The 24,555-nt window shown below is 46.6% G+C and carries 23 protein-coding genes and 4 pseudogenes; 4 read left to right on the top strand and 23 right to left on the bottom strand.

Features of this window, described 5'->3' with window-relative positions; all coding sequences use genetic code 11:
• Window positions 1-9: 9 nt before the first annotated feature.
• The 8 genes and pseudogenes from R2J37_RS02120 to R2J37_RS02085 form a co-directional block, all read right to left on the bottom strand.
• A complete protein-coding gene (locus R2J37_RS02120; protein WP_316266119.1) occupies window positions 10-852 on the bottom strand; it encodes an ATP-binding protein in 843 nt (280 codons plus the stop codon).
• Window positions 849-1,613 (bottom strand): phage replisome organizer N-terminal domain-containing protein, encoded by a 765-nt coding sequence (locus R2J37_RS02115; RefSeq protein ID WP_316266118.1) that lies wholly within the window; start codon window positions 1,611-1,613, stop codon window positions 849-851. Before R2J37_RS02115 ends, R2J37_RS02120 begins: the two co-directional genes overlap by 4 nt.
• A gap of 112 nt (window positions 1,614-1,725) precedes the next feature.
• Entirely contained in the window at window positions 1,726-2,112 is a 387-nt protein-coding gene (locus R2J37_RS02110; protein WP_316266117.1) for a cysteine-rich VLP domain-containing protein, read from the bottom strand.
• On the bottom strand, window positions 2,102-3,727 hold the full coding sequence (locus R2J37_RS02105) for a relaxase/mobilization nuclease domain-containing protein (protein WP_316266116.1): 1,626 nt from the start codon (window positions 3,725-3,727) through the stop codon (window positions 2,102-2,104). Before R2J37_RS02105 ends, R2J37_RS02110 begins: the two co-directional genes overlap by 11 nt.
• Complete coding sequence (locus R2J37_RS02100) at window positions 3,699-4,097, bottom strand: plasmid mobilization protein (RefSeq protein ID WP_044960461.1); 399 nt, start codon at window positions 4,095-4,097, stop codon at window positions 3,699-3,701. The genes R2J37_RS02105 and R2J37_RS02100 overlap by 29 nt, the downstream gene beginning before the upstream one ends.
• 619 nt (window positions 4,098-4,716) lie before the next feature.
• Window positions 4,717-4,929 carry a helix-turn-helix domain-containing protein gene (locus tag R2J37_RS02095; protein ID WP_316266115.1) on the bottom strand — a complete coding sequence of 71 codons (213 nt, stop codon included), beginning with the start codon at window positions 4,927-4,929 and terminating at the stop codon, window positions 4,717-4,719.
• A complete protein-coding gene (locus tag R2J37_RS02090) occupies window positions 4,922-5,344 on the bottom strand; it encodes a sigma factor-like helix-turn-helix DNA-binding protein (protein WP_316266114.1) in 423 nt (140 codons plus the stop codon). Before R2J37_RS02090 ends, R2J37_RS02095 begins: the two co-directional genes overlap by 8 nt.
• Window positions 5,345-6,016: 672 nt before the next feature.
• Window positions 6,017-7,375 (bottom strand): annotated as a pseudogene (locus R2J37_RS02085) (recombinase family protein); the annotation flags it as partial.
• A 76-nt stretch (window positions 7,376-7,451) separates the two neighbouring features.
• On the opposite strand from R2J37_RS02085, the gene R2J37_RS02080 reads away from it, so the two are divergent.
• Together R2J37_RS02080 and R2J37_RS02075 are read left to right on the top strand one after the other, a co-directional pair.
• Complete coding sequence (locus R2J37_RS02080) at window positions 7,452-7,784, top strand: transposase (protein ID WP_072524275.1); 333 nt, start codon at window positions 7,452-7,454, stop codon at window positions 7,782-7,784.
• Window positions 7,781-8,689 carry an IS3 family transposase gene (locus R2J37_RS02075; RefSeq protein WP_316264409.1) on the top strand — a complete coding sequence of 303 codons (909 nt, stop codon included), beginning with the start codon at window positions 7,781-7,783 and terminating at the stop codon, window positions 8,687-8,689. The genes R2J37_RS02080 and R2J37_RS02075 overlap by 4 nt, the downstream gene beginning before the upstream one ends.
• Window positions 8,690-8,736: 47 nt before the next feature.
• Here the strand turns inward: R2J37_RS02075 and R2J37_RS02070 are convergent.
• The 14 genes and pseudogenes from R2J37_RS02070 to R2J37_RS02005 form a co-directional block, all read right to left on the bottom strand.
• Window positions 8,737-8,997: pseudogene (locus tag R2J37_RS02070) on the bottom strand (recombinase family protein); the annotation flags it as partial.
• Between the two features lie 111 nt (window positions 8,998-9,108).
• Window positions 9,109-9,321, bottom strand: a complete 213-nt coding sequence (locus R2J37_RS02065; RefSeq protein ID WP_009274516.1) for a hypothetical protein — start codon at window positions 9,319-9,321, stop codon at window positions 9,109-9,111.
• A gap of 814 nt (window positions 9,322-10,135) precedes the next feature.
• Entirely contained in the window at window positions 10,136-10,657 is a 522-nt protein-coding gene (locus R2J37_RS02060) for a hypothetical protein (RefSeq protein ID WP_009274514.1), read from the bottom strand.
• Window positions 10,658-10,787: 130 nt separating this feature from the next.
• Window positions 10,788-11,996 carry a replication initiation factor domain-containing protein gene (locus R2J37_RS02055; RefSeq protein ID WP_009274513.1) on the bottom strand — a complete coding sequence of 403 codons (1,209 nt, stop codon included), beginning with the start codon at window positions 11,994-11,996 and terminating at the stop codon, window positions 10,788-10,790.
• A gap of 131 nt (window positions 11,997-12,127) precedes the next feature.
• Window positions 12,128-12,502 (bottom strand): hypothetical protein, encoded by a 375-nt coding sequence (locus R2J37_RS02050; RefSeq protein ID WP_104792150.1) that lies wholly within the window; start codon window positions 12,500-12,502, stop codon window positions 12,128-12,130.
• A gap of 566 nt (window positions 12,503-13,068) precedes the next feature.
• The gene (locus R2J37_RS02045; RefSeq protein ID WP_009274512.1) at window positions 13,069-13,512 is read right to left on the bottom strand and encodes a YfbO family protein; all 444 of its coding nucleotides are present in this window, start codon (window positions 13,510-13,512) and stop codon (window positions 13,069-13,071) included.
• 103 nt (window positions 13,513-13,615) lie between these two features.
• Window positions 13,616-14,266 (bottom strand): hypothetical protein, encoded by a 651-nt coding sequence (locus tag R2J37_RS02040; RefSeq protein WP_009274511.1) that lies wholly within the window; start codon window positions 14,264-14,266, stop codon window positions 13,616-13,618.
• A gap of 364 nt (window positions 14,267-14,630) precedes the next feature.
• Window positions 14,631-14,756: pseudogene (locus tag R2J37_RS02035) on the bottom strand (helix-turn-helix domain-containing protein); the annotation flags it as partial.
• Between the two features lie 27 nt (window positions 14,757-14,783).
• The gene (locus R2J37_RS02030) at window positions 14,784-16,811 is read right to left on the bottom strand and encodes an AAA family ATPase (protein WP_316266113.1); all 2,028 of its coding nucleotides are present in this window, start codon (window positions 16,809-16,811) and stop codon (window positions 14,784-14,786) included.
• Window positions 16,812-16,813: 2 nt separating this feature from the next.
• A complete protein-coding gene (locus R2J37_RS02025) occupies window positions 16,814-17,278 on the bottom strand; it encodes a DUF6530 family protein (protein WP_316266112.1) in 465 nt (154 codons plus the stop codon).
• Window positions 17,275-17,619 carry a GIY-YIG nuclease family protein gene (locus tag R2J37_RS02020; RefSeq protein ID WP_316266111.1) on the bottom strand — a complete coding sequence of 115 codons (345 nt, stop codon included), beginning with the start codon at window positions 17,617-17,619 and terminating at the stop codon, window positions 17,275-17,277. The genes R2J37_RS02025 and R2J37_RS02020 overlap by 4 nt, the downstream gene beginning before the upstream one ends.
• Window positions 17,620-17,747: 128 nt before the next feature.
• The gene (locus R2J37_RS02015; protein ID WP_015574377.1) at window positions 17,748-17,888 is read right to left on the bottom strand and encodes a Maff2 family mobile element protein; all 141 of its coding nucleotides are present in this window, start codon (window positions 17,886-17,888) and stop codon (window positions 17,748-17,750) included.
• Window positions 17,889-17,955: 67 nt separating this feature from the next.
• Window positions 17,956-19,449: pseudogene (locus R2J37_RS02010) on the bottom strand (VirD4-like conjugal transfer protein, CD1115 family); the annotation flags it as partial.
• An 85-nt stretch (window positions 19,450-19,534) separates the two neighbouring features.
• On the bottom strand, window positions 19,535-21,436 hold the full coding sequence (locus tag R2J37_RS02005; RefSeq protein ID WP_227708474.1) for an AAA family ATPase: 1,902 nt from the start codon (window positions 21,434-21,436) through the stop codon (window positions 19,535-19,537).
• Between the two features lie 270 nt (window positions 21,437-21,706).
• Between R2J37_RS02005 and R2J37_RS01995 the strand changes: the two genes are divergently transcribed.
• Window positions 21,707-22,039, top strand: coding sequence for a transposase (locus R2J37_RS01995; protein ID WP_072524275.1), 333 nt, complete (start codon window positions 21,707-21,709; stop codon window positions 22,037-22,039).
• Window positions 22,036-22,944, top strand: coding sequence for an IS3 family transposase (locus tag R2J37_RS01990; RefSeq protein WP_316264409.1), 909 nt, complete (start codon window positions 22,036-22,038; stop codon window positions 22,942-22,944). Before R2J37_RS01995 ends, R2J37_RS01990 begins: the two co-directional genes overlap by 4 nt.
• 45 nt (window positions 22,945-22,989) lie before the next feature.
• On the opposite strand, the gene mobQ is transcribed toward R2J37_RS01990, so the two are convergent.
• Window positions 22,990-24,450 (bottom strand): MobQ family relaxase, encoded by a 1,461-nt coding sequence (mobQ, locus tag R2J37_RS01985; RefSeq protein WP_331490133.1) that lies wholly within the window; start codon window positions 24,448-24,450, stop codon window positions 22,990-22,992.
• Window positions 24,451-24,555 lie beyond the last annotated feature (105 nt).

The raw sequence follows: 24,555 nt of genomic DNA, 5'->3' as shown, positions 1-24,555 counted from the left end.
ATACTCCTTTCAGTCGGTAATCAGTTTCTTCATGCTCTCCATTTTCCGCTGCGCGGTTTCCTGCCGGAAGTTGTCGCCGGTAAAGCGTACCGGGACGCACATGGAAAGCAGGCGGTCATAAATCCGGGAATGGGCGGTGTCCTCCGGGTTGTGCAGGTCGTCCAGCGTGAGGTTGGTCGTGACGATCAGCGGCTTGCCGCTGCGGTAACGGCTGTCAATCACATTGAAAACCTGTTCCAGCCCGTACTCGGTGCCGCGCTCCATGCCGAAGTCGTCAAGGATAAGCAGCGGATAGCGGCAAAGGCGGGAAATGTACTCGTTGCGGTTCTCAAAGCTGGCGGCAAGGTCGTTGAGGATAAGGGCAAAATTCGTCATGTGGACGGGGATTTCTTTCTCCATGAGGGCGTTTGCGATACAGCCCGCAAGGTAGCTTTTCCCGGTTCCCACGCCGCCCCAGAACAGGCAGCCGATATTGTCGGTTCGCATATCCTCCCAATGCTCCACATACCGGCGGGCAATCCCGGCCTGCGGGTTCCTGCCGTTGTCGTTCTCAAAAGTCCAGTCCCGCATGGTGGGGTCGGTAAAGCCCCGGCGTTTCAGTTCCTCCACGGTGTCAAGGTGCCTGCGCCGTTTCTCGGCGGCCTCCCGTTCCTCGCGGGCGGCTCTCTGGCAGTCGCACTCTGCCGGGTGACGGTCACGGCCAAAGATAGCGGCCTTATTCGGCGCAAAATAGGCTTCTTTCGGCTTGCGGCACTTGCCGCAGTACAGTAAACCGTCCTCGCCGGTGTAGTCCTCCGGCTCCGGGGTGGCAGTCGTCATATTCTCCAAAACAGCGTTGATTTCGTTCTTCATAAACTCTCGCCCTCCTTGCATGAGTAGTCTGGTATGCCCTTTTTCGGGGCTTTCTTGGCTGCGTCCTCCTGCGCCCATTTGTAGATCGTGGCGGCATGGCTGCGGTATCGCTTGCCGCTGGACGCGATATGGCAGGATAGCCGGTCAATGTAGTAGTTCCATTTGCCGGGCAGGTCTGCTTTCAGCCCGTCCAGTTCTGATTGCGAAAGAAAGACATTTTCATACCGGCCATAGGCGGCGCGGGCGGGCTGTCCCTTATCTAACTCTCGCTCTCTCTCTTTTTCTATCTCTATCTCTATCTCTTTCTCTATCTCTATCTCTGGTGGACAAATGTCCGCTTGATATGGTGGACATTTGTCCGCCCCGGCCTTTGGCAATGCTTTTTGCTCCTGCAAAGCCAGCCTTGCCCGCCGCTTTCGCTCCCCCTCGGTAGAGGATTGGCCGATCAGCAGTTCAATGTTGCTCATATACAGCGCACCGCTTGGCAGCGGCTCTACAAGCCCCAGCTTCATAAAAATCTGCAAGGCTCGCTCTACGGTGCCGACTTGCTGGCGGGTAATGGTGGCAATCATCTGCGCGGTGTAGGGGATATTTTCATCAAGCTGCAACTTCCCGCCGTTTTTCAGCGATTTCAGGTACAGTTTCAAGAGAATGTTGGAATAGAGGATGCCGTCCTGCATGCTTTCCAGCAGCACGATAGCGTCCTCGTCAAAGTAATTCTCTTTCAGCTTGAGGTAATAGTATTTTCGGTTGTCTGACATGGTTCCTCCTTTGGGTGGATTTAGGGCGTTTGTACGCATTTAGAACGCCGTTTCCGGGGGAAAAGGATAAATATATCGCACACCCTTTGACACCCACGAAAAAAGCCTTGATTTATGCGGGTTTGAAAGGCTCTAAAGCGTGACATTTCTGCCTTTGTTTCCGCTTTCTCTCGGCGGCTTTGAGTTTCTTCATGCGTCCGGCGCAGCCGGGGCAGTATTTTCCCCGGTTGGATTTGGGGACAAATGCCGCGCCGCAGACCGCACACCGTTTCCGGCTTCCCCGGTACAAGAGGGCTGCGGCCAGCTCCCCGTCAAGGGGCAGGACAGCCACACGGAACCAGCGGCACATGAGGGAAAGGGAAATGCTCTGGACGCACACGCAAGGCTCCCCGTCGTCTAACAGCAGGCAGTTTCCCCCGTCGTAGTTACAGCACTCATGCACCAGCCGCCGCGCCCGCCGGTGCTGGCGGTAGTCCATACGGGGCAGGTTATCGCTCATGGCTCTGCTCCTTTCTGCGGTGGGGTTCCTCCCGGCGCAAAATCTGGTCGATGTTCCGCTTGACGGTCTGCAACTCCTTGAACCGCTGTTTCTGTTCGTGATAGGTGTTATACAGGCCGTCTTTCTCGGAGATAAGCTGCTCGATCTCGGCCTGCAACGCTTTCCGGGCGGGCAGCTTGGTAATGCCATGCGCCTTGAAATACCGGGCGGCGGCTTCGGCTATGATAAAATCGCTCTCATTTGCCTGCCGGTAGGCGGCGCGGGCTTTCTCGGATTTCTGCGCTTTCAGCCCGTCGCGGGCGGGCTTGGTCTTGGCATAGGCAAGTACCTGTTGCTGCAACTCCTTTTTCCCTTGTAGCTTTGTTTCCAGCGTTTTCAACTTGCCGCTGGTCTGGCGCATTTCCTGATAGGCGGTATCAACGGCGGCTTCTAACTGCTCCGGGGAAGTGAAGCCGTATTCCTGATACACATTCAGCGTCGCGGCCATTTGTTTGAGGTTGTGCATGGTCGCCCAGCGTTCATAGCCCCGGCCTTTGCCCTCGGCCATTTTCTGCTCAATGTCCACAAGCCGCTGCACACCGTCCTGTTTCGGGGCGGTTTGTGGGACTTTTGTGGGCTGTATGCCGGTTTTCCCACGCCGGGGGTATTCGGGTATGGCCGCGGCCTTTTCTGTGGCTCTGGCGGCGTTCTGCTCCAAAACGGCAAGGACGGCGGCGCGGTCAAAGTCGTCGCCCAGCTTCCGGGCGGTAATGGGCTTTGTCCTGTCCGGCGTGAGGTAGGACAGCCGCCCCCGGCTCTCCTTGACGGTCACGCTCTCCCGCAGCAGCAGAGAGGAAAACTCGTCAAAGCTGGTGGCGGTGGCAAGGGCTTTCCGTATGGTCTGCCGCAGCTTCTCCTTGTTCGTTTCAAACTTGGTCTGCCGGGGCGTGATACCGCCTGCAATCATGGGGGCGTTCTGCTTGTCCAGCGCAGCCTGTCCCTTTTTCTGCGCCCAATACTCCTGGTCTGTGACGCGGTTCTTGCTGCCGTTCAAGAGGTCGATTTGGTAAAGCCCCTCCCGGTGGCACATCTCCATGACTTCGGACTTGAAGTAGCGCAAGGCAGCGTCGGTACAGCGGTGCTTGCAACCGGCTTTCGTGTCGGCTGGCCTGTCCATGTAGGGCAGGAACGGGACTTCCTCTATCCGCAGGCTGTTAATGACGATATGCACATGGATATTGCCGCTGTGGTTATGCCCGTCCGGGTGGGTACATACAAGGGCTTGGTGGCCGGGGAAATGCTCGGCGCAAAACTTCTCGCCCAATGCCTGCGCCCGGTCTACGGTCAAGCCGTTGTCCGGGCCGTCCCGTGGGTCAAAGCTGATGATATAGTGGTGGCTTTTCACATCTTCCCGCCGCTGGTTCTTCCCATAGCGGAGATTTGCCCGCATACAGGCAACGGCAAAATCCTCCCCGCCGCAGTTCAGCGTGGACAGCCGGTAGTCCTCGCGGGGGATAAGCCTGCCGGTTTCATCAAGGACGGGCTTCATGGTAAACTCGTCATGCTCGAAAAGCAGGTATTGTTCGGCGGCTCCGTAGTCGGCATTTTTAGAGTTGATATGCTTGAGTGTTGCCAACTGCGTCACCTACTTTCTGTAAGACTTCATACTTGAGGGCGGCAAGGTCGGCTATGGCGGCGCGTACCTCGCCGGAGAGGGCGTTATAGGGTGCGCCGTACTCATTCAGATACCGGGCAATCTGATTGAGGTTGCCGCCGATCCTGCCGTACTCGGCGGTCAGCTTCCCGACAGCGGAGAGCAGTTCGTCATTGACCGCTGACACATGGATAACGGGGCGTATGGTGGTGCGCCGTATCGCCTGCCGGAGAAATTCCGACTGGCTGATACCATAGGGCGCAAGCCGCGCTGTGAAGTCGGCGTATTCATCTTCGGACAGCCGGGTTTTCACAACGCGGCTGCGGTGGGGTGTGTTGTATTTCTTTCGCATGGTCGTGACCTCCTTTCTTGCCGCATGAGCGCGGCGGGGATAAGCGGCGCAAGCCGCAAAGCAGGGTTTGGGGAAGGCACTCCCCAACAAGTTTCCCGCGAGGGGCAAAACCGCAGAATTGCGGATTTTGGCACCGTGGTAGAAACTTGCTCTGTAACTGCCGCAGACTGCCCCTGTCCGGTTTTTCCGTACATAGAACGGACAGAACAGGACTTGCGGCCCGCTGTGAGCGGTCTTTTTTCCTTTCCGCTAAAGATACATTTCAAAGGCCGCCAGCTACCCGCTGGACGGGGATTTTTCAAAATTTCTTTCACTTCTGTAATGCGGGAAAGTGAATTTTGGCAACCGGTGGGGCAGAGAATTTTTTCCCTTTCACTCCCTACAACACCGCGTTTTGAAATTTGCCAAACGGAACGGGAAATTTCCTCCTACTCTCTACTACGGACAAAAATCCAAAATGCCAAACGCCGGAGTGGGAAAATTTCCCTCTCACTTACTACTACAATCTGAACAGGGCAAAATGGCCGGAAATGGAGCCGGAGCAACAAAAAAAGCAGCAAATCTTTTTCAGACTTACTGCTTTCGCTGGCCGCTACGGTGGGCGGCTGGTATTCAGTTTTTACGGCTCGTCCGGCGGATAGTCAAGCCGGAACTTGAATTGACAGTCAATTAACCGCTGTTTCACATAGTCCTCCACCTCGGCATTGACCTGTCCGTCTACTTTGGAGAAATAGCGGATATATCCGGCGTAATGGAGCAGGACAACGTTCACGGCTTCCGGGTCGCCCTCACGGGCTTTGAGGATTGTTTCATAGGGGAGAAGTTTACTCATACCGGCGCACCTCCATTTCCTCGCGCAGCCGTTTTAAGGCAAGCTGGATATGCCGCCCCGCTGTGCTGCGTGACCGGCCAATGTGCGCGCCGATCACGCGCTGCGGCTGCCGTAGAAAGTAATAGCACAGTATTTCTTCCCGCGCCTGCTCTGGCAAAACAGAGATTGCGTCGGCAAGGGCGGTGTTGCTCAATAGGACGGTCTGGCCGCAGACGATAAAGGGGTATTCTTCGTCCGGCTCCGGCTCGGCAAGCTGGACAAACTTCTCATTTGTCAAATAGTCAAGGGAAATTTCCCGATCCCATTTCTGCCGCAGCCGTATGATTTTCCCGATGGCGGCATATCGAATGACGGCTTTACAAAAGGCATTGTGCCTGCGCCGGATATATTCTTGATATGCTTCAATCTCGGTCATGGAAATTCCCCCTCTCTGAATAATAGTGCGGGGCGGCAGCACCCCTTGCTGTCGCCCCTTGTCTGCTCACCAGCAAAGACAGGCGGGGCTGTCAACGGCGGGCGCAGCCCGTTCATCTTGACCGTTTACTGGCTCGGCTGGCTTTGCTATTTTTTTACCTAATGAACCAATTTGAACGGATATTTGAATAATCCATGTTTTACACAGTATAGATACAAATTCCCATCGCTTCGCACAATCGGCATACGGAAAGCCGGACTTTGTTCTGGATAGAGCCGCTGAAACCAGATGTAACTATCATGCACGTAGGCTGCAAAAGAAATATAGTGGGTCTTGCTCATCTCATGCCGGATACTTATATAATAATCTGTATCCATTTCCTCTATGAAGATTTCATGTTCACAGTCACCCGACACGGGTGATAAAAGCGAAAGGTGACGCCCACAGCAGGAAATATTTGCTTTTCCCGTGCTGGTTAAAATGTTTCCACAGACAGGGCAGACATAGAAGCGTATCTTATCGATCTTTCCAACATCAGGTCGGTTAGGATGCAATTCTCCCTGCAAGAGTTTAAGAATATCAGCCCCCAATACAGCCGAGAGTTCTTCCCAGAGGGATATATCGGGGGCGCCATGCCCGCTTTCCCTTAGTTAAAGATATGAACCCTCATTATCAGTCTACTTTTCCAATAAATCGGTAGTATATCTCTATTTCCTGTATTCTTTCGTTCTCCTCATTCGTTGTTGCTTCGTGAATGAGGATTTTTTCTATCATTGCGTTTAATAACGGTGCTGTCAGTTCCTTTGGTACGGAATACTCCTTGATTAACTCAATCCACTTTTCAGCACCTATCATATCCTGTTCCATTTTACTTAATTCTTCTCTTAGGTTGGTTATCTGCTGTTCCAGTTCTATCTGTTCCTTTTGATATTTCCCCGACAGCATAATGAAGTTTCGTTCTGTTATCTTCTCACAAGCTCTATCTTCATACATTTTCGCAAACAAACGGTCAATCTCATTTTGTCGGTTCTCGGCTTTCCTCAAGGCATTTGCCTTTTTCTTCTTTTCCCGTATTCGCTCTGCATTGCCGACTTTCTGTATTTTGTTCAACACCTTTTCTTCGTCCTGCTGTACTGCCTTAGCCCAATACTGCAATCGCTCCAATACAGCTTGATACAGCACATCATAGCGAATATAGTGCATAGAACAATAGCCTTTGCCAAACTGTCCGTAGAAACTGCAAGAATAATAACTATACGGTGTTTTATTCGCCTTATTTGTCGCAAACCTCATAGACCAGCCACAATCCGCACACTTGACAAGCCCTGCAAATATCGGCGTTGCCTTTTCCTTTGTCTGTCTACGCCTTGATTTTATCTGTTCCTGCACACGATAGAACACTTCCTTGTCAATAATCGGTTCATGCGTGTTTTCTACTCGAAACCATTCACTTTCGGGTTTTCGTACTTTCTTCTTGCTTTTGAAAGAAACGGTTGATTGTCGATTATGAACGCTGTTTCCTATATAGACTTCACTTTTTAATATTGCTTTAACATGAGCGATCGTCCACTCATAACGCTTGCTTTCGGGCTCTCCCTCAAAGATATGTGCAAAAGTACCATACCTTGTAAAATTCAGCCAAGACGCTGTCGGGACTTTTTCTTCTCGCAGTATCTTTGTGATTTTTGCACTACCGTAACCTTGATAGGCTAGAGAGAAGATTTTTTCAACAATCCATTTTGTTTCCTCATCAACCAACAGTTTCCCTTTGATGTCGGGGTGTTTCTTATATCCTAACGGAGCATAAGCCCCATAATACGCACCCTCTGCAAATTTTGTCTTAAAGGCTGATTTCACTTTACGGCTCGTATCTCTTGCCACCCATTCATTGATGATGTTCTTAAATGGTGCAATCTCACTTTCGCCCTTTTCGCTGTCTACACCGTCATCAATCGCTATGTAACGGACATTATGGCTGGGAAAATACAATTCTGTATATTGTCCTGTCATAATATAATTTCTGCCAAGTTGGTGTGGTATAAAAAAAGTTGACAGCTTATTCTCAAGGATTTCATAATAAAACCAAGAGAATAAGGAGGTATTCAAAGTGGCACGTAAATATGACCATGAATACAAAGTACAGGCAGTGAAACTTGCCAAAGAAATCGGCGGCGCTAAGGCTGCTAAAGAATTAGGAATCCCTGAAGGAACCATCCATACATGGCTGAAAGCTGTAAGAGCTGGTAAGCTGGATGTTGGGGAAGGTTCCCATACCCCTGCCAGTGCAATGAGCCTGTCAGAAGAAATTACCATGCTGCGTAAGCGGGTGAAGGAGCAGGATAAAGAAATCCGCCGCCTGAAGGAAGAAAATGAATTTCTGGAGGAAGCCAGCGCTTTTTTCGCCGCCAGCCGTCGGAAGTCAGCAAAAACCAGAGAATGATCTTTCTCGCTTTGAAAACAGAGGACGGCAGGATTACCGGAAAAATTTCATTTTATTGCCGGATGCTTGGTATCAGCCGGCAGGGCTTCTATAAATATCTCGCAAACAAAGACCGTCCATGGAAGTACCAGGATCTGGCGGATGCCATGAAAGAAATCATCAGTGAGGATGAATGTAACGATACTTATGGACGGATCCGGATGTATCAGGCGCTGTTGCTGAAGCAGCCGGAGGGCGTACATATACCCAGTGAACGGACCGTATACCGGGTTATGGATCAGATCGGCCTGAGCCATCGGCCAAAGAGAAAGCCGAATGGACTTACAAAGGCAGACCGGGAAGCCATGAAATCGGATGATCTGTTGAAGCGGGATTTCCATTCAGATGCCCCATTAGAAAAATGTATTACAGATATCACGGAGATCCCGGCGCGCAATGGGAAACTGTATGTATCTGCGATTTTCGACTGCTTTGATCTTAGCGTCCTCGGTCTGTCAATGGGGACAAACATGAAAGCAGATCTGTGTATCCAAACACTGGAAAATGCCCTGACTGCATATCCCGCATTGGAAGGAGCGATCATCCACAGTGACCGTGGGACACAGTATACCAGTGAGTCTTACCGCCAGACCATCCGGGAGCACCACATCCACCAAAGCATGAACAGTGCAGGAGGACGCTGCCATGATAATGCACGCTGTGAGAGTATGTGGGCCAGAATGAAGACAGAGCTCCTTTATGACCGCTATGACACAAGGCAGATGATGGTAGAGGAATTAAAGGCGCTCATTTGGAGATACTTCCTCAGCTACTGGAATAACCGGAGGATCTGCTCTGCCAATGGCGGGCTTCCTCCCATGATAAAACGCAGACAGTATTATGAGGATTTGGAACTGGTAGCATAGTCAGTAATATCCTTGAAATAAATGTGTCAACTAATCTTGACAATATCAAGTCGTGATAAGTCTTTTGTTACAACACAGTTGATTTTTCCTACCTCTATATCCTCAATCATTCTTTGAAAACTCGGTCTGTCAAAATTTGTTCCCGACCAGCCGTCATCAATATATTCATCAATGACATTCAAATGATGTTCTTTTGCATATAGACGCAACATACTTCTTTGTGTGGTAATGCTGGAACTTTCGCCCTGTAATTCATCATCTCGGCTTAACCTAAGATAAAGTGCAGTATTGTAAATCTGTTGTTTCATTGCCAGTTATCCTCCTTTATAACTAACCCGTGTTTACAATACCTGCTTGCAAGTAAAGTATAACACGGGTACTTTTTGCCATTCAATCTATTTCTTACAACTGCACTGATTTTATGCGATTGTCTGCTTTGCTTTTTCCAGCATGACATCAGTTAAAAGTTCTTCCATTGTCTTTCCCTTTTCGGAAAAATGCTCTTTTACTACAATCTTTGTCTTTCCTCTGTTGCCAATGCCACACTTGCCATTTTTCTTTTGAATTGTTTTTACAGCATTATCAATAACACATACCCCCCTTTCTGTAAAAATCTTATGTAAGCAATTCAACGGCTTTTGTCATAGCCCACAGGAGTTCCACCTCTGCATAGTTCTTATGTAGCCGTACCCATTGCGTGCGACGCTCTTAACGCTCAAGCTGTGGCTGTACGGGAGTATCATTATCAGACAGAACAGGTCATGGCGATAAAAGAGGACAAGTCTTTTACAGGAACACAAATAAGTTGTCGCTCGCTTTTGCAGGGAAAAGGTCATGGCGTATCTGTTTCAACAGCTTGCTGTCTGTCAAACGTATTGAATTGCTTTATTCAGTTGTCAAAGAACATGAAAGAAGAAAATCGTCTTTCCTATATACCGCGTTGGAAAAGAGCCGAAGCGTAACCAATATTCAAAACTTTTTTCTTTTCCTGTACCATATAGGGAAAGAAAGTGTCATTCTGCTAAGTTGCTGATGAAAAAATTTCTTTTCACACCCTAACTACCCATGCAACACCGTTATTGCCAACTATGGAATGAAAGATTTTCTTTGCTCCATATAGGGAACAGCAACTGCCAAATGTTAAGTTGAGAATGAAAAGATTTTTTAGATTTTCTCGACTTCCACTCCATATAGGGAATAAACACCTTGTTTTGTTGCAGATTTCTAAAATCTTCTTTCACTCCATATAGGGACAGCAACCCTCGATTTAATGAGTAGTTTTGAAAAAAAGTTAGATTTCCTTTTCTTGCACCATATCTGCACGCTAGTTAATGTTTTGTTGCAGATTTTTCAAAGAAATTAAAAAATACCGTCATTCTCTTGTGGAATAGCGGTAAAAAAAACAGTTAATCTATTAAAGATTAACTGTCTATGTATATTTACGTATTATAAGTAGTTATTTAAACTACCAGTTGGAAATATACCTGTATTTGTGTATATATGTTGGAGTAGTAATTTACTTTGCTTTTTTGTGTAATACATTAAGTCTACTGAAAATTTTTCATTATTTTTCATTAAAATAACTATTTCCAAATCAATTCCAAGTGCACCATCTTTACAATGTGTATACTCTATATTTTTTTGTAACAATTCAAAAGAAAAACCATATTTGTTGATGTTTTTCACATTCAATGTCTTCTCTTTCTTTTGCATTTTACCATTTTCATGTTCTTTGAAAATTTGACTAATAGTAATTATATCTGTATTATATTTTATCCAAGTATTAGGAAAAATTTTTAGTACTTTGTATAAGATTAGAATTATCAGCCCACTACTAAATATGCAAAGCAATTCGGCTCCCTTCGTATAATTTATAATACCATAAATTCCATATAGCATAATAAACATTCCAACACATAATCCCAGTACTGAAAGCTTAAGATATCCTTTAGCATATATTTTTTTCATATATATCTCCTTTGTATTTGAAATTTTTATTATTATAACATACAAAATGTAAATTGTCTTTCGAATAAATAGGGAATATAGCAATCTGACTTCATCTAAACAACACTTTATATTTAAGGTAAAAAATGAATTAAACATCAACGCTATTTGGAACAGCAATATCTATGCGTTCTTCTATGGTTGATTTTTCTAACTGCAATAAATGTTTATGCTTGTCTTTGAGTTCTGCCTGCTCAATCATATCTTTCAGTATCGTTGTATGATTTTCTTTGTCCAATGCCTGTACCATTTTTATCGTTGGTGCAACCTGTCTTTGTAACCAATGCAATGCTTTCTGCAACGTGTAAGGTTCTGGCTTTGTAGTTAATCGTATCGGTTCTCTGTTTTCCCCTACAAACCACGCCCAATCATCATTTGTTTTCCATTGACTTTTTGGCTTGTCGTCCTCTCTGTCAACAAAGCGGACATAATGATTGATGATAGAGAAAGCGGTGCGTTCAGCGTCCCGATAGGTCAGTAAATCTACAACTGCATAATAGGCTCGTTCATTTTTCATGCGTATTTCAAAACGGTTCTTAATCTCCGTATCTTCAACTTCTATGCAATTCTTGACATGCTGCTCATAATTCTTCTGATAAGCACACATATATAATTCACTGCTTGTTGAACCGAGATATAAGGTTTCGCCTGTGTTCTTTGGTAGATCGTTACCACATTTTTCCGTACCGCTGTAATCTTTCTGCTTACGGAAGTAGGAGATACATTCGCCAGCCTTGTATTTTTCCTTTAATTTTGGAATATCTAATATTCCTGCTTTATCATTGATTGCTAAATCAAGACGTTTCATCTTACCACCTGCCGTTAAACAATCAAGCATGAAATCATACCATGAACGTTCTTGTGCCAATAGATAACTTTCCATTTGACGACAACCTCTGCCTTTCAGTTCCAATAAAACACCTAAATGCTCTTGCATGGAACACATGATATTGATGTCGCCTAAAACATATTTACTTTCATATCCGTATTTTCCAAAATCTTCATAAAGCATATAATCGGCTTTTAGTTGTAATACATCACGGATAATTGCCAATGCGTCCGTAGTAGGAAAGCGGACACGAAAGTAATCAATCAACAGGAATAGTGGTTCTTGTGGATTGAAACGCTCAATCTGTTTTTCTATGACTTCTTTTAATTCATCATTCAATGGCTGTTTTCCTTTTTCAATGCGGTTGTAATATTCACGGCTGATACCACAAGCAACGGCAAGCCTTGTTTGTGGTACTCCGTATTCCTCACGCTTTTGTCTTAATTCTTCAATAAATTTTTTATCATTCATTTTTAAATTCCTCCAATCAAAAAAGGCAACCACCATTTACTGATAATTGCCTGTTAATAAAAATCTGTATAGAAAAAGCAGTCAATCCTAAGACTAACTGCTTGTGCGTACGGATATGAAGTTGTTTACCTTTATTGCAAGCTCTCATAAATCAGAAACACACCTGATAAAAACGTCAAAAAAGTTACAATTTCTATACGAAAATCAAAACACTTAAAAACCTCTTTTCCATACTTTTCATTCTTAAATACAAATATTTCTTTTCCAATTTTTCTTTTTCCTAGTGATAAAAGGATACAACCGTGTGCCGTATAATACTTTTTATTCTTAATTTTTATAATATAAGCGTGCTTTTTTACAAAAACTCCACCAACTGTATACCCAGCGTTTTGGTCTACAATACCTATTATTTTTCCTTTACATTTTTCGCCAGTAAAAACAACTCTATATTTTAGATACAACAAGTATAAACTGACAATAATGATAATAATTCCTAAAATCAACATTTAAGTTTATCCTCTCTTATAACAACTTCTAATTTTTTGTTTTTTTCATATCCACATTATAACATTCTCATATCAGCACCACAATAAAAATAATTAAGCACCAATAATCTTATTGAACATCTCCAACCGTAAATCTTTCACACCATCAGCGTTGAACACTGAGCTACAGCAATTAAGGCAACTACTACTGTATATTGATAATTGCCAATACTTACATTTCTGCAAAAGAAAAAGACAATCAACTTCTTGTTTGAAATCAACTGTCTGTCCTATGTCTTATTCAATTTTTCCAAGTGATAATGGCATAATTTATATCACACCATGTAAAATGCGGTTTCGCCTTGTAAATACAGCGTTTTCCGCTTGTTAATGTATATTGACTCTTGTTTTTTGTGCCCCCCTTGTTAGATAACGGGGGCTTATAAGGCTCGCTAAAGCTCGCCCAACCGCCAAAGTGAACCAGCCACAGCGACGGAAAGTCTGGGGACTTCCGCCACCGTGTCTGGATCACTCTGTCGGTTTGTGAGATTTTAAATCTATTTACTGCATAAACTGTAAGTTGTAGATTAGTCCCACACGATTTCCAAACAATTAAAGTTTTCTGGAATTGGTGGTACACACGAATAATTATTTAATTCAGACACCTTTATTGTGATTACTCCGTCAGAGCATAGCCATTCGCAATTTACTAATTTTTCTAATTCCGTAGGTAAAATGGTTGTGCAAATCACGATTGTATCTCCTGCAAGAGCTAATTCTTCTGCCCCATTGTTTTCTCCGATTTCTGTATCATCGTGCAGAGCAACACGCACCCACGCTATGTTAGGCATTAACTCAATCTTTTGTAGCATATCCCATATTTCAGAAAGCGTCGGTCGCCCAAATCCCCATTGGTTCGGAGCAATAGAATCTTCCTCTGTATTTCCATTGAAAAATTCATCAAGCGTTAGTAATGGCAAACATTCTTCATTTTCTTCCAATAATTTTTTGAATGTATTCAACTCTATCATAGTCACAATTCTCCTCAAATTCAAATTTATCTATAAAGCATTGTTACAAAATTTAATAGTCATAATTTTAAAATTCACTATGAAACTCCTATTTTAACATGCTCTACAAACCGCTTTCTTTCAAAAAGTCTTCTTTATTTATAACCCGTTTATAAAATTCTTGCTTTATTTCTTTTCTTAAAATTCTATTTTGAATTTTTCTCATATTATTAAAATCCAATGTAAACTCTTCAAAAATTTCTTGCAAAGAATTTATGATTTTTTCTGCTTCTTCAATATCAATTATGGCAAATACAATATTTTCTCCATTTTTTGTTGCTATTGATAATTTTTCAAATGATGAATATAAAGATTTGCGTTCTTCTATCAAATCCAAAACTAATTTTCTTGGTATATAAACTTCATCAGCATAAATCCATTTAGAGGAATAATATATTTCAATCTTTCCAGATTTCTTCTCGTCAATAACGACTTTTGAAAACGATTCATTATTAATTCGATTTTTCAATTCTCTGAAAGATAAATATTTTTTTACTACTGTCATACACCTAAAACTTTTAGGTATTAATAGTTTATATAAAAGGTAAAGGAAACAAATAAGCACAACAATGAAAAAAAATGCGACTCCAAAATCTCTTTGTAATTTATCTGTTCCCATAATACTTTTTTGCAATGAGATTGCAAAAATTATAGTACACATAAATATAATTATTGCTAATATAATTCTTTTAAATGTCCATATTCTTTTAATCATTTTCTTCTCCAAACTTTTTAATAAATTCTAATTTATATGTTTCTCTGTATCTACATTATACCATTTTCCAATACCTGCAACAATGCTTCAAAATCTTAAGATTACTATTTTTTCTGCTTTTGAAAAGCTACTTATCCGTCCATAATTTGTAAAGGGTGCTTAGCATTGCTTACGCAACAAGCCCTTGACAAATCATAGCCCGATAAGTTTAGGATAATCAAGCAGAGATGAAATAGTCCGTTGTTTCAAGACAACGAAAAAGAGATACCAACACACTTATGTAGTATCTCTGGTTTAGTGACAATATTTTTTTATTCGCAAGCAGGTAAACACAGGTTATTCCTTAATATCCTTTTGTTTGGGAAACTCCACATTCCCACTTCGAGATCGCTTTATTACTGATATTCAATCGATCTGCAAGCTGCTGTTGTGTTAGCCCTTTTTCTTTTCGGAGCTGCAAAATCAGCTGTCCGACTTTTATATTATCCATTCAATCACTTCCTTTCAGCCTACCGATTTACAAATATCTTGCAATAATCTGAACCAACCGAACAGGAAGTTGCCGAAGGTCTGTTATATCCAAAAATCGTTCCGGTCCGTAAATATCACAAATGGTTTCCTTATCCTGTCCAATGGCAGCAGCCAAAAACAGAACACCTTTTCGGCCATACTCCTGTATGACCTGTTTCATATCATTATTTGCCAGTTCGCCGGTATAATCCGGCATTGCTTTGGGCTGTCCATCGCTGATACTGATTAGTAGTTTTGTGTTCTGCGACGCTTTCATCAGTTTTTCAGCTAAAATCCGTAAGGCCATTCCATCCCGGTTGTTGCTGATGCTTTCAATACCCATCAATGCAGCTTCTTCATTCAGTTTCGGTTTTTCCCAGTCAATGTAGGAATACAATGACATTTTTTCTCTTGGAGAACGGTCAGCGGTATCCCCATAAATCAAAACGGGAATTTTACAATATTTGCAGAATTCATAGACCGCTACCGCCGCCTGCTTTGCTGCCTCCAATCGCCCAAAAGCGTTCATGGACGCCGACTGGTCAATTCGCAATGCCACCGCCAATGAAGGATTTTCTTCCGGCGGATTTTTTCTGGAGAAATACCGAAAGTCCGGTGAAGCCGTTTTCTCTGCATGAAAAACCGTACCATAAGTCCGGTTTCCAGAAAATGTCGCGGATACCTCATGCTCTAAAAGAGGCTGCGTTTTTCTGGAGAGTTCCAGAATCACAGGGCGAAGTTTTTGTGCGGTTTCTCTGTATGCCTCTCTCTGCGGTTCTGTGGCTTCCGGGCGGTGAACGATCATACCCACTTTTTCATGGATCGAACCTTTGACCGCTTCTCTGGCTTCACTGTTCAGATGCTTTCGGAAAGAGAGCTTTTCCTCTTGAAGCTGTTTTGCATCTTCTGGACTTAATTCGTGATAAATAGGTGTTCCATCCTCGCCAGTTTGCACTTGCTCTGTCTGAACCGTCGTTTCCGATGGCAAATCAGAATGCCCCTCGCTATCGGCCCGTCGCTTCAATGCCGCAGAAGGCGGCAGATCCTCCTTTGGTTCAAACGGTTCCGCCTTGGAACTGCCATCTGCACGCAGCTCCAGTTCCTCTCCGTTTGTATTGGATTTCGGAAGAACACACAATTCTTCTAATGCTGAAATTTGATTTTGCTGCTTCAGCGCCTGTTCCAACAAGGCAATTTCTTCCTCGTCCGTTGTCATCTTATAAATGACTTTATGATAGAGGGCATCTACCGGTGCTACTCCCTGCAAAACTGCGTCCACCCAATAAAAATAGGAACGCATACCAGCCACGCCCTTGATGGCGTTCGCCTTTGCGGTTTTGTCCAGCAGTATGATAATACGGGCAAAGGTTTGAAGCAATTCTGTATCCGAACACCCTGTTTTACAGCCGGCGCGCTCCACCATGACTTTGAGAGACGGCAGATCCATTTTTTCTGCATGCTGGACACGATCACGGAGCGCCTCATTCAATGGCCGACAGCCGTTATAGCCCCGATTGGTTGTTATCACCGCAATAAAATCCGGGTGCCGGTGGACGATACGGGTAGGAAGGTTGATGCTTCCATCCGGCTCTAGCGCTGAGTTTAACGCCATTAGAACAGCCGCATCCCGAATTACTGTAGGCTCTTGTATTTCCAGCAACCAACCGTTTTCATAGGCCCGGACAATTTCAGAGGGGTAATACTGATATTGTACCGCTTCGTTTTCACGACCTGCCACAGGAAGAATCGACCCTAGAATGTCCGATTTATCCATATCTGCAAAGCAGGTGATTTTTGTGTATGGTAAGCCGAAGTCGGCAGAAAGAGCTTTGGCAAGCTGTGTCTTTCCGGAACCTGCGTCACCTTCCAGCAGAATGTTTGTAATTTTCATCTCGCCCCGGTTCCAGTTGCGTTTGACGGCATCGCAGATCCTGCGCTCTGCATCACTCTCTACATGAGAAGCGGGTTTCTGCCAAACCAATGCCTGCTCTTCTTCTGTCAATCGTCTGTTCGGGGACAAATACCAATGTCCCATTTCTAATACAACTCCAATTCCTCGATAATATGGGTCAGTGTCCGCAACCGCTCCCCAGTCAATTCTCCCAAATCACTTAACGACTGAGAAAAGGTTTGAATATCCTCGTTGATGTTTGGGTTATCTACGCAGATTTCCACCGGAAGAACGCCACCCTGTACGCCAATCCGCTCCACAGTGGGATTGTCTGGATTGTAGAGCAGTGGGAAACGGTAAGCCTCCTTGAAGTACAGCAAGGTACGGCTTAAAAAGATCATCAAATCAAAGATCTGATGGATCGGAAGCTCCATGCTAATTGCCAACTCGCCGTCCTTGTTTTCTTTCCAGAGTTGCGCCGCAATCTGCATCTTTTTATTTTCCTCATTAACGGGAGCACCTAATGTCAGTTTTTTTACCGTGGACTGATAGGCGTTTCTCCCGTCCACACGGTCATAGCCCTGTGCAGTCAATACGATCTTTTCATTCATTTTGAAATCCTCCGTGCCTGCGCCGTCTGTGCCAGGTATTCTTCCAGAAGCAATTTCAATTTCTCAGTTTGGTCATCGTCCTTGTTCTCATATTTGAGAATCTTTACAACAGCATAGTCGAATCCATTTTCACCGTATTGCTGCCATAATTGCTGAAGCCTTTTATTCGGATGAAAATTTGCTGACAGCTTAAATCGATGACTGTTAAAAGCGAACTGCGTATCTGTGGAAATATCTACAAACATTTCGCCGGTTGATTTGCAGGTAATCGAAATCAACCCCATTTCCGGGCGGCGGTTTTTCCACTGCAATAAAAGGTCTTTTTTTCTCTTAGCGTCCATTATTCTCACCTCAAAATAAAGTATAACCAGAAAAGTCTACGATGACAATCCACGCTCCGTAGACTTCTACTGCTTGCTCAAAAATATGGAATAGTAGGCCTACTGTCTATCAATTCTTATTTGTTACTTTATGGCACATGAGCATTCGCGCCGGGGTTATCGTTGCCGTACCCCTCCATGAGGTTAATGCCGCCCCAAATGCCAAGTCCTGCGCCAAGCGCGATTACCAAAGTCTGCAATACGTCAACTGCGCTGTTGAAAAAATCCATATAAACCTCGCTTTCTGCCGCTAAAACGGCTCAAAAAATGTTGTTGGAAATAAAAATGCCGCCGTTTTTATTCGGCGGCTGCGTCCTCGTCGGACAAATCTATTTCGTATATGTCAAAGGGTTCGTCGGGCTTTACGATTGCCGGACGGGTGGACATATACCGTTCAACGTCAAAAGCGTTTTTCTTGTCGAAGTCGGAAAGGTATTTGTAGTTCGGGTGCTGCGTTATATCGTACTTATCGCTGAAAAAGGGGCGCACGCCGCGCAACTGCAAAATACATTTTCCTCCGTCCATAACTGCGATTTCGTCCTGTGTCATCAACTCCTTTCCCAATTTCTGATAATTGAGGCCATGAGAAACCTGCGTGCCGCGATTTTCGGAAGTGTTGAAACTGTCGATTGTTTCACGTCCCAAGTTCTCCGAAATATCCTTTGCATTTTTCCCGCGCCCTCCCAAAAACAAGGTGCTGTCGGCATTGTCAAGTATGATTTCTGCCGCGTCCTTGTAAATGGCTTTTAGCTGGCTCTGCGATTGCAGAATGATAGAAGCCGAGATTTCCCGGCTGCGGATTGTGGCAATCAATTTTTCAAACTGCGGGATTTGTCCAATGTTTGCAAACTCGTCTAACAGGCAGCGAACATGAACCGGCAGCTTGCCGCCGTATTCGTCGTCGGCCTTGTCGCACAAGAGATTAAATAACTGCGATTGCAGCATAGCGATAACAAAATTAAACGTGCTGTCCGTATCGCTCATAATCAAAAACAAAGCTGTTTTTCTGTCGCCTAACGTGTCAAGTTCTAATTCGTCGTAGGACATAAGATCGCGCAATTCCTTTATATCAAAAGGAGCGAGCCTCGCACCGCAAGAAATGAGGATTGATTTTGCGGTTTTGCCCGCCGCCAATTTATATTTTCGGTACTGCTTCACCGCGAAATGGTCGGGGTCGCGTTCTTCCAAGTCGGCAAACAGCAAATCGACGGGGCTTTGATATTCCTCGTCGTCCTCGCGGGCTTCGCTGGCGGTGATAAGTTCCAACAGGGTAATAAAGTTCATTTCCTCGGCGGGGGCTTCGTACCAGATGTAGCCCACCAACGCGCAATACAAAAGCCGTTCTGCCTTTACCCAAAAATCCTCCGCGCTTTTTTCTCCCTCACCTTTGGTATTCGCTATCAACGTATTTACCAGCTTCAAAATATCTTTCTCGCTGCGGATATACACAAAGGGGTTGTAGTGCATAGATTTTTTGAAGTTAATCGTATTCAGTACCTTAATGCGGTAGCCCGCCCGTTGCAGCAGCTTCCCGCACTCAATCAAAACCGTACCTTTCGGGTCGGTTAAGACGTAAGAGGAATGAAGCTGCATTAGATTAGGTTTGACAAAAAATCTTGTTTTTCCGCTGCCGCTGCCGCCGATCACGACGACGTTCTTATTTCTCGCGTACTTCGGCTGCTTCGGGCGGCTGTTCATGGTAAGCCGTTCCGTCTGCGTCAAAATGATGTTGTTTTGGAAATCCGGGTCTATGTAGGGCTTTATATCTTCGGCGTTTCCCCATGAAGCGTTTTGTCAAGTGCTTTTTTGAGTTATTGACGCAAATTCTTGTGAAAGTGCGAAAGTGCAAAGTGCAAAGGGTCTGCGTTTTGCACTTTCAGCTTGCGGGTTCGGGTGGCTGCTTCTTCTTGATGAAGTTATACCATTGACCGCCGACACGCCTTGCGCCTAAAATACCGCCCATGTTGCGCTTGGCGTTCTGTACCGTCCTCTCGGATATTCCGGCTTCGGCTGCGGCCTTTACAATGTCCTCGCTGGCAAGTTCTTTCCCGTCTGCAAGCAGGTCAAGTATCAGCTTCTCGGCTTGCTCGGTCTTGGTGGCGGTGTTCCCGCCCGCGCCGGATAGCAGCTCGTCGGCGGTTATGTCATATTCGCCTATCCATGAAAAGCCTGTTTCCGGGTCAAGGCAAAAGGCAACGGGCTTGCCCTCCGGCGCAAGGGAAGATTTGTCATGGACGATAACGCGCACATTCGGCTCCCGCTTCACGCGCCCGATCAGCAGGACGCTCCTTGCTGCGGCGCGGAAGTCAATAGAACCTAAGCCCCGGTATGCGCTCTGTCCTCCGGCGGCTTTGTTCAAGTGTCCGATAAGGATAACGGCGCACCCGGTACGCTCGGCAACATCGGCAAGGCGGCGGAACATGGGGCGCACTTCGTTTGCCCTGTTCATGTCGGTCTTTTCGCCCATGTACGCCTGTATGGGGTCAAGGATAATCAACCGCGCCCCGTTCTGCGTGATTGCCTTTTCTATGCGCTCGTCGGAGAGGGTAAGCTCCCGTTTGGCTTCATCAATCACAAGCACGCGGTCAAGGTCGGCTTCGGCTTCTATCAAGCGGGGCTTGACGGTATCGCCCAGCCCGTCCTCGGCGGTCTGGTAAATCACTTGGAATGGCGGCAAGGGCTTCATTCCCGGCAGCGTTCCCCCGGTGGTGCAGGCGGCGGCAAGGCGTAGGGCAAAGGTGGTCTTGCCCTCGCCGGGGTTGCCTTGCACAATGGTTACTTTCCCAAAAGGGATATACGGCTCCCATAGCCATTCAACGGTCTGTGTGTCAACCTCGCTCATGCGGATAATCTCGACGGTTTCTTCCTGCGGCGGTTCTTTCAATCCGTAAACCGCTTCCCGGATATACTTCCCGTCTGTGATTTCTGCCCGGTGCTGCAATACCTCGTTCCAGTCCTTGTAAAGCGGCACAAGGCGGTGGACGGTCAAGCCCTCCGGCACAAGCTCCGCAAGGCGGCTGCAAGCGTCGTTTCCGGCTTGGTCGCTGTCAAGGCAGAGGTAAACGGTCTTGATGTTCGGGCGGTCAGAGAGGAAACGCAACAGGGCTTTTTCTCCCACGCCGCCCAATGACAAATAGCTCTGCTTCTGCCACGCCTTTTTGAACAGGCAGAGGAAAGAGAGCAGGTCAACGGGGGCTTCAAAGACAAAAAGCCTGTCACCCTCGCCTCGGTAGCAGAAATTAAAGGCTTTGTCGCTGCCTTTCACATCAAGCCGGAAGTTTCCCGCCGTTCCCTTGCTGTGGGCGTAGCGCGGTATTTCGTCCTCGTCCCGCCCCACAAATACGGCGTTGTGGTGGGCTGCGTCCTCATAAATATCGCCGCGGGCAAAGAAAAAGCCCGTCACATCTTCATCAATGCGGCGGGCTGCTGTAAGGTAGTTCCTCGCTGTTCGGTTGTCGCTGTTTGGGGGTGGTAGCCGAAAGTCGGAAAGGGACGTGGGGCAAGGTCTGTCCGGCGGCGGTGCGGCTCCCTTTTCTCCTGTGAGAAGTTCCACGGCTTCGGTGAAGCTCTTGCCGAAAAACTCCATGACAAAATCAATGGGGCCGCCGCCCTTGCTCTGGCTGTGGCGATACCACTTGTTGCCCCGGACGGTCAAGCTGTCGTGCCGTTTCCAGCGGTATTCATTCCCGGCGCGGGTAAGCTGCTCGCCCTGTGATTGCAGGAAAGAAACAAGGTCGGCTTGGTTCGCCCGGTTTATCTGTTCTTGGGTGTAGTACAAAAATCTCAACTCCTTTCATCGTTCTAAGTCGTGCTGCTTGGTGCGGGTCTGCTCCGGCTGGTCGGCTTTCAGCGCAATATCAACGCACTTGCGGATATTGTGCAGCTCGGCAACCTCGGCGCGGGTTTCTTTCAGCTTGGTATATTCCGCTGTTCTCTGCCCGCTGAGGGTGGCGTACTCTTTTTCCCATTCTGGTGTGGTATAAAAAAAGTTGACAGCTTATTCTCAAGGATTTCATAATAAAACCAAGAGAATAAGGAGGTATTCAAAGTGGCACGTAAATATGACCATGAATACAAAGTACAGGCAGTGAAACTTGCCAAAGAAATCGGCGGCGCTAAGGCTGCTAAAGAATTAGGAATCCCTGAAGGAACCATCCATACATGGCTGAAAGCTGTAAGAGCTGGTAAGCTGGATGTTGGGGAAGGTTCCCATACCCCTGCCAGTGCAATGAGCCTGTCAGAAGAAATTACCATGCTGCGTAAGCGGGTGAAGGAGCAGGATAAAGAAATCCGCCGCCTGAAGGAAGAAAATGAATTTCTGGAGGAAGCCAGCGCTTTTTTCGCCGCCAGCCGTCGGAAGTCAGCAAAAACCAGAGAATGATCTTTCTCGCTTTGAAAACAGAGGACGGCAGGATTACCGGAAAAATTTCATTTTATTGCCGGATGCTTGGTATCAGCCGGCAGGGCTTCTATAAATATCTCGCAAACAAAGACCGTCCATGGAAGTACCAGGATCTGGCGGATGCCATGAAAGAAATCATCAGTGAGGATGAATGTAACGATACTTATGGACGGATCCGGATGTATCAGGCGCTGTTGCTGAAGCAGCCGGAGGGCGTACATATACCCAGTGAACGGACCGTATACCGGGTTATGGATCAGATCGGCCTGAGCCATCGGCCAAAGAGAAAGCCGAATGGACTTACAAAGGCAGACCGGGAAGCCATGAAATCGGATGATCTGTTGAAGCGGGATTTCCATTCAGATGCCCCATTAGAAAAATGTATTACAGATATCACGGAGATCCCGGCGCGCAATGGGAAACTGTATGTATCTGCGATTTTCGACTGCTTTGATCTTAGCGTCCTCGGTCTGTCAATGGGGACAAACATGAAAGCAGATCTGTGTATCCAAACACTGGAAAATGCCCTGACTGCATATCCCGCATTGGAAGGAGCGATCATCCACAGTGACCGTGGGACACAGTATACCAGTGAGTCTTACCGCCAGACCATCCGGGAGCACCACATCCACCAAAGCATGAACAGTGCAGGAGGACGCTGCCATGATAATGCACGCTGTGAGAGTATGTGGGCCAGAATGAAGACAGAGCTCCTTTATGACCGCTATGACACAAGGCAGATGATGGTAGAGGAATTAAAGGCGCTCATTTGGAGATACTTCCTCAGCTACTGGAATAACCGGAGGATCTGCTCTGCCAATGGCGGGCTTCCTCCCATGATAAAACGCAGACAGTATTATGAGGATTTGGAACTGGTAGCATAGTCAGTAATATCCTTGAAATAAATGTGTCAACTAATCTTGACAATATCATTCAGCGATAGGCAAGCTCTTTGTCCCTTTCGGCAGATTTGCATGGAGATAGCGGCTCGCTGCGTTCCATAGCGTAAGCTCGGCGCGGTGGGCTTCCTCGTACTTGTCGCGCTTGCTCGTCCAGCCATTTTTCAGCTTTTTCAGCTCGTCGTGAATGGGCTTGTACTCGGTGTAGTTCTTCCCGTATTCAATCAGCTTTTGTAATTCTTTCATGCGCTTCTCGGCGGTTTTCATGCCCGCCCGGATAGCGTCGGCTTGGTCGCTGACAGAGGAAAGGGTAGCGTCCAGCTCCGCAAGGGTGGAAATGCCATGCTCGGAAAGATAGCCTACTGCCTTTGCAACGGTTTTCAGTTCATCGGCGGCGTGCTGCCTTTGCCAACTTTGCGAATACTTCCGGCTCTTTTCTCTCTGAACGCTCAAATACTTCATCAGCAGATTTGCAAGGCCGGGGGATTGTTGCGGCTGTTCCGGGGCGGTTTCCCACGCTTTGAACAGGTCGGCAATCCATTCTTTGAGCTTTCCAATCTGCGCTCGGATTTCCCGTATAAGGCGGTTTGCCTTTTGGATATTCCGGTTCAGTTCGCCTTTCTCGGTGGCAATACCTTTCTTCTCCATCTGGCAAGCCGCCACGCCCATGTGGACGGTGGGTATCTCGCCAATGCCGCGCTCGGCGTTGCTGCGGTGGTCGATACGCTCCGGGCTTCCGGCTCGTTCAAGGTAGGCGTTTGAAATATCCGCCCATGCCTTACGCCACAAGAGGGCGTTGCCCTTGTCGTTCCAGCCGGTCAGGTCAACTTTGTGCGTCTTGTATCTGCCGCTTGGCAAGCGGATACGCTCGCCGTTTTCATCAAGGTCATATTCCTTTTGGGACTTTGCCGCCCATGCGCCGCGCTCGTCAAGGGGGCGCATGGTAAGCATGATGTGACAATGGGGATTGCCCTTGCCGGTGTCGTGAATGGCATAATCAACGCACATTCCTCTGGAAACAAATTGAGAGGAACAGTATTCCCGGACAAGCCGGATCTGTTCCTCTCTGGATAACTCTATGGGGAGCGCCGCGTCAATCTCTCTGGCAAGCTGGGCGTTCCCGGCTTTCTCGTAAAGCTCCACGCTGTTCCACAAGGTTGAACGGTCAGAGAAAGAGGGCGGGGCGTGGGGTGGCAGCATAATTTCCGTATGGACAACACCGCCTTTGCGGGTGTAGTCGTGTGTCATTCCGTCCCACTCATTTGTCAGCTTTTCGCCGCTTCGGTAGGCGGCTGCGGCAACGGCTGATTTGCCCTTGCCCCGGCTGACAATGCTGATATTACAATGATAGATGGCTATGGGTATCACCTCCCGGATAAAATGAAAACCCGCAAAAATGGTACAGACGCCAAAGGCGGGTATACTGTTTTTGTGGGTGTGCAGGGATAGCCGCGTAAGCGGCGCAAGGGGTGCAGCCCCTTGTTGCGGCAAAGCCGCCAATGTCGGTCAGAGAGGGAAGCAAGCGGCTTTCTCTCTGTGCCGACAAGCCCTCGGCAGAGCGCACGCACCCGTAAGGGTGTATAAGTGCGCCCTTTG

The organism is Claveliimonas bilis, from assembly GCF_030296775.1.
GTDB lineage: Bacteria > Bacillota > Clostridia > Lachnospirales > Lachnospiraceae > Claveliimonas > Claveliimonas bilis.
The sequence above is the reverse complement of the archived record's forward strand: the minus strand, read 5'-3'. Positions and strand labels throughout refer to the sequence as shown.

Coding starts and splice junctions, on each gene's coding strand:
- R2J37_RS02025 (WP_316266112.1), bottom strand. CDS start 17,278: ATGAATGAAAAGATCGTATTGACTGCACAGGGCTATGACCGTGTGGAC.
- R2J37_RS02095 (WP_316266115.1), bottom strand. CDS start 4,929: ATGAGTAAACTTCTCCCCTATGAAACAATCCTCAAAGCCCGTGAGGGC.
- R2J37_RS02075 (WP_316264409.1), top strand. CDS start 7,781: ATGATCTTTCTCGCTTTGAAAACAGAGGACGGCAGGATTACCGGAAAA.
- R2J37_RS02090 (WP_316266114.1), bottom strand. CDS start 5,344: ATGACCGAGATTGAAGCATATCAAGAATATATCCGGCGCAGGCACAAT.
- R2J37_RS02100 (WP_044960461.1), bottom strand. CDS start 4,097: ATGCGAAAGAAATACAACACACCCCACCGCAGCCGCGTTGTGAAAACC.
- R2J37_RS02040 (WP_009274511.1), bottom strand. CDS start 14,266: ATGATTAAAAGAATATGGACATTTAAAAGAATTATATTAGCAATAATT.
- R2J37_RS02015 (WP_015574377.1), bottom strand. CDS start 17,888: ATGGATTTTTTCAACAGCGCAGTTGACGTATTGCAGACTTTGGTAATC.
- R2J37_RS02115 (WP_316266118.1), bottom strand. CDS start 1,613: ATGTCAGACAACCGAAAATACTATTACCTCAAGCTGAAAGAGAATTAC.
- R2J37_RS02030 (WP_316266113.1), bottom strand. CDS start 16,811: ATGGGACATTGGTATTTGTCCCCGAACAGACGATTGACAGAAGAAGAG.
- R2J37_RS02120 (WP_316266119.1), bottom strand. CDS start 852: ATGAAGAACGAAATCAACGCTGTTTTGGAGAATATGACGACTGCCACC.
- R2J37_RS02050 (WP_104792150.1), bottom strand. CDS start 12,502: ATGTTGATTTTAGGAATTATTATCATTATTGTCAGTTTATACTTGTTG.
- R2J37_RS02020 (WP_316266111.1), bottom strand. CDS start 17,619: ATGGACGCTAAGAGAAAAAAAGACCTTTTATTGCAGTGGAAAAACCGC.
- R2J37_RS02045 (WP_009274512.1), bottom strand. CDS start 13,512: ATGATAGAGTTGAATACATTCAAAAAATTATTGGAAGAAAATGAAGAA.
- R2J37_RS01990 (WP_316264409.1), top strand. CDS start 22,036: ATGATCTTTCTCGCTTTGAAAACAGAGGACGGCAGGATTACCGGAAAA.
- R2J37_RS02060 (WP_009274514.1), bottom strand. CDS start 10,657: ATGAAAAAAATATATGCTAAAGGATATCTTAAGCTTTCAGTACTGGGA.
- R2J37_RS02055 (WP_009274513.1), bottom strand. CDS start 11,996: ATGAATGATAAAAAATTTATTGAAGAATTAAGACAAAAGCGTGAGGAA.
- R2J37_RS02110 (WP_316266117.1), bottom strand. CDS start 2,112: ATGAGCGATAACCTGCCCCGTATGGACTACCGCCAGCACCGGCGGGCG.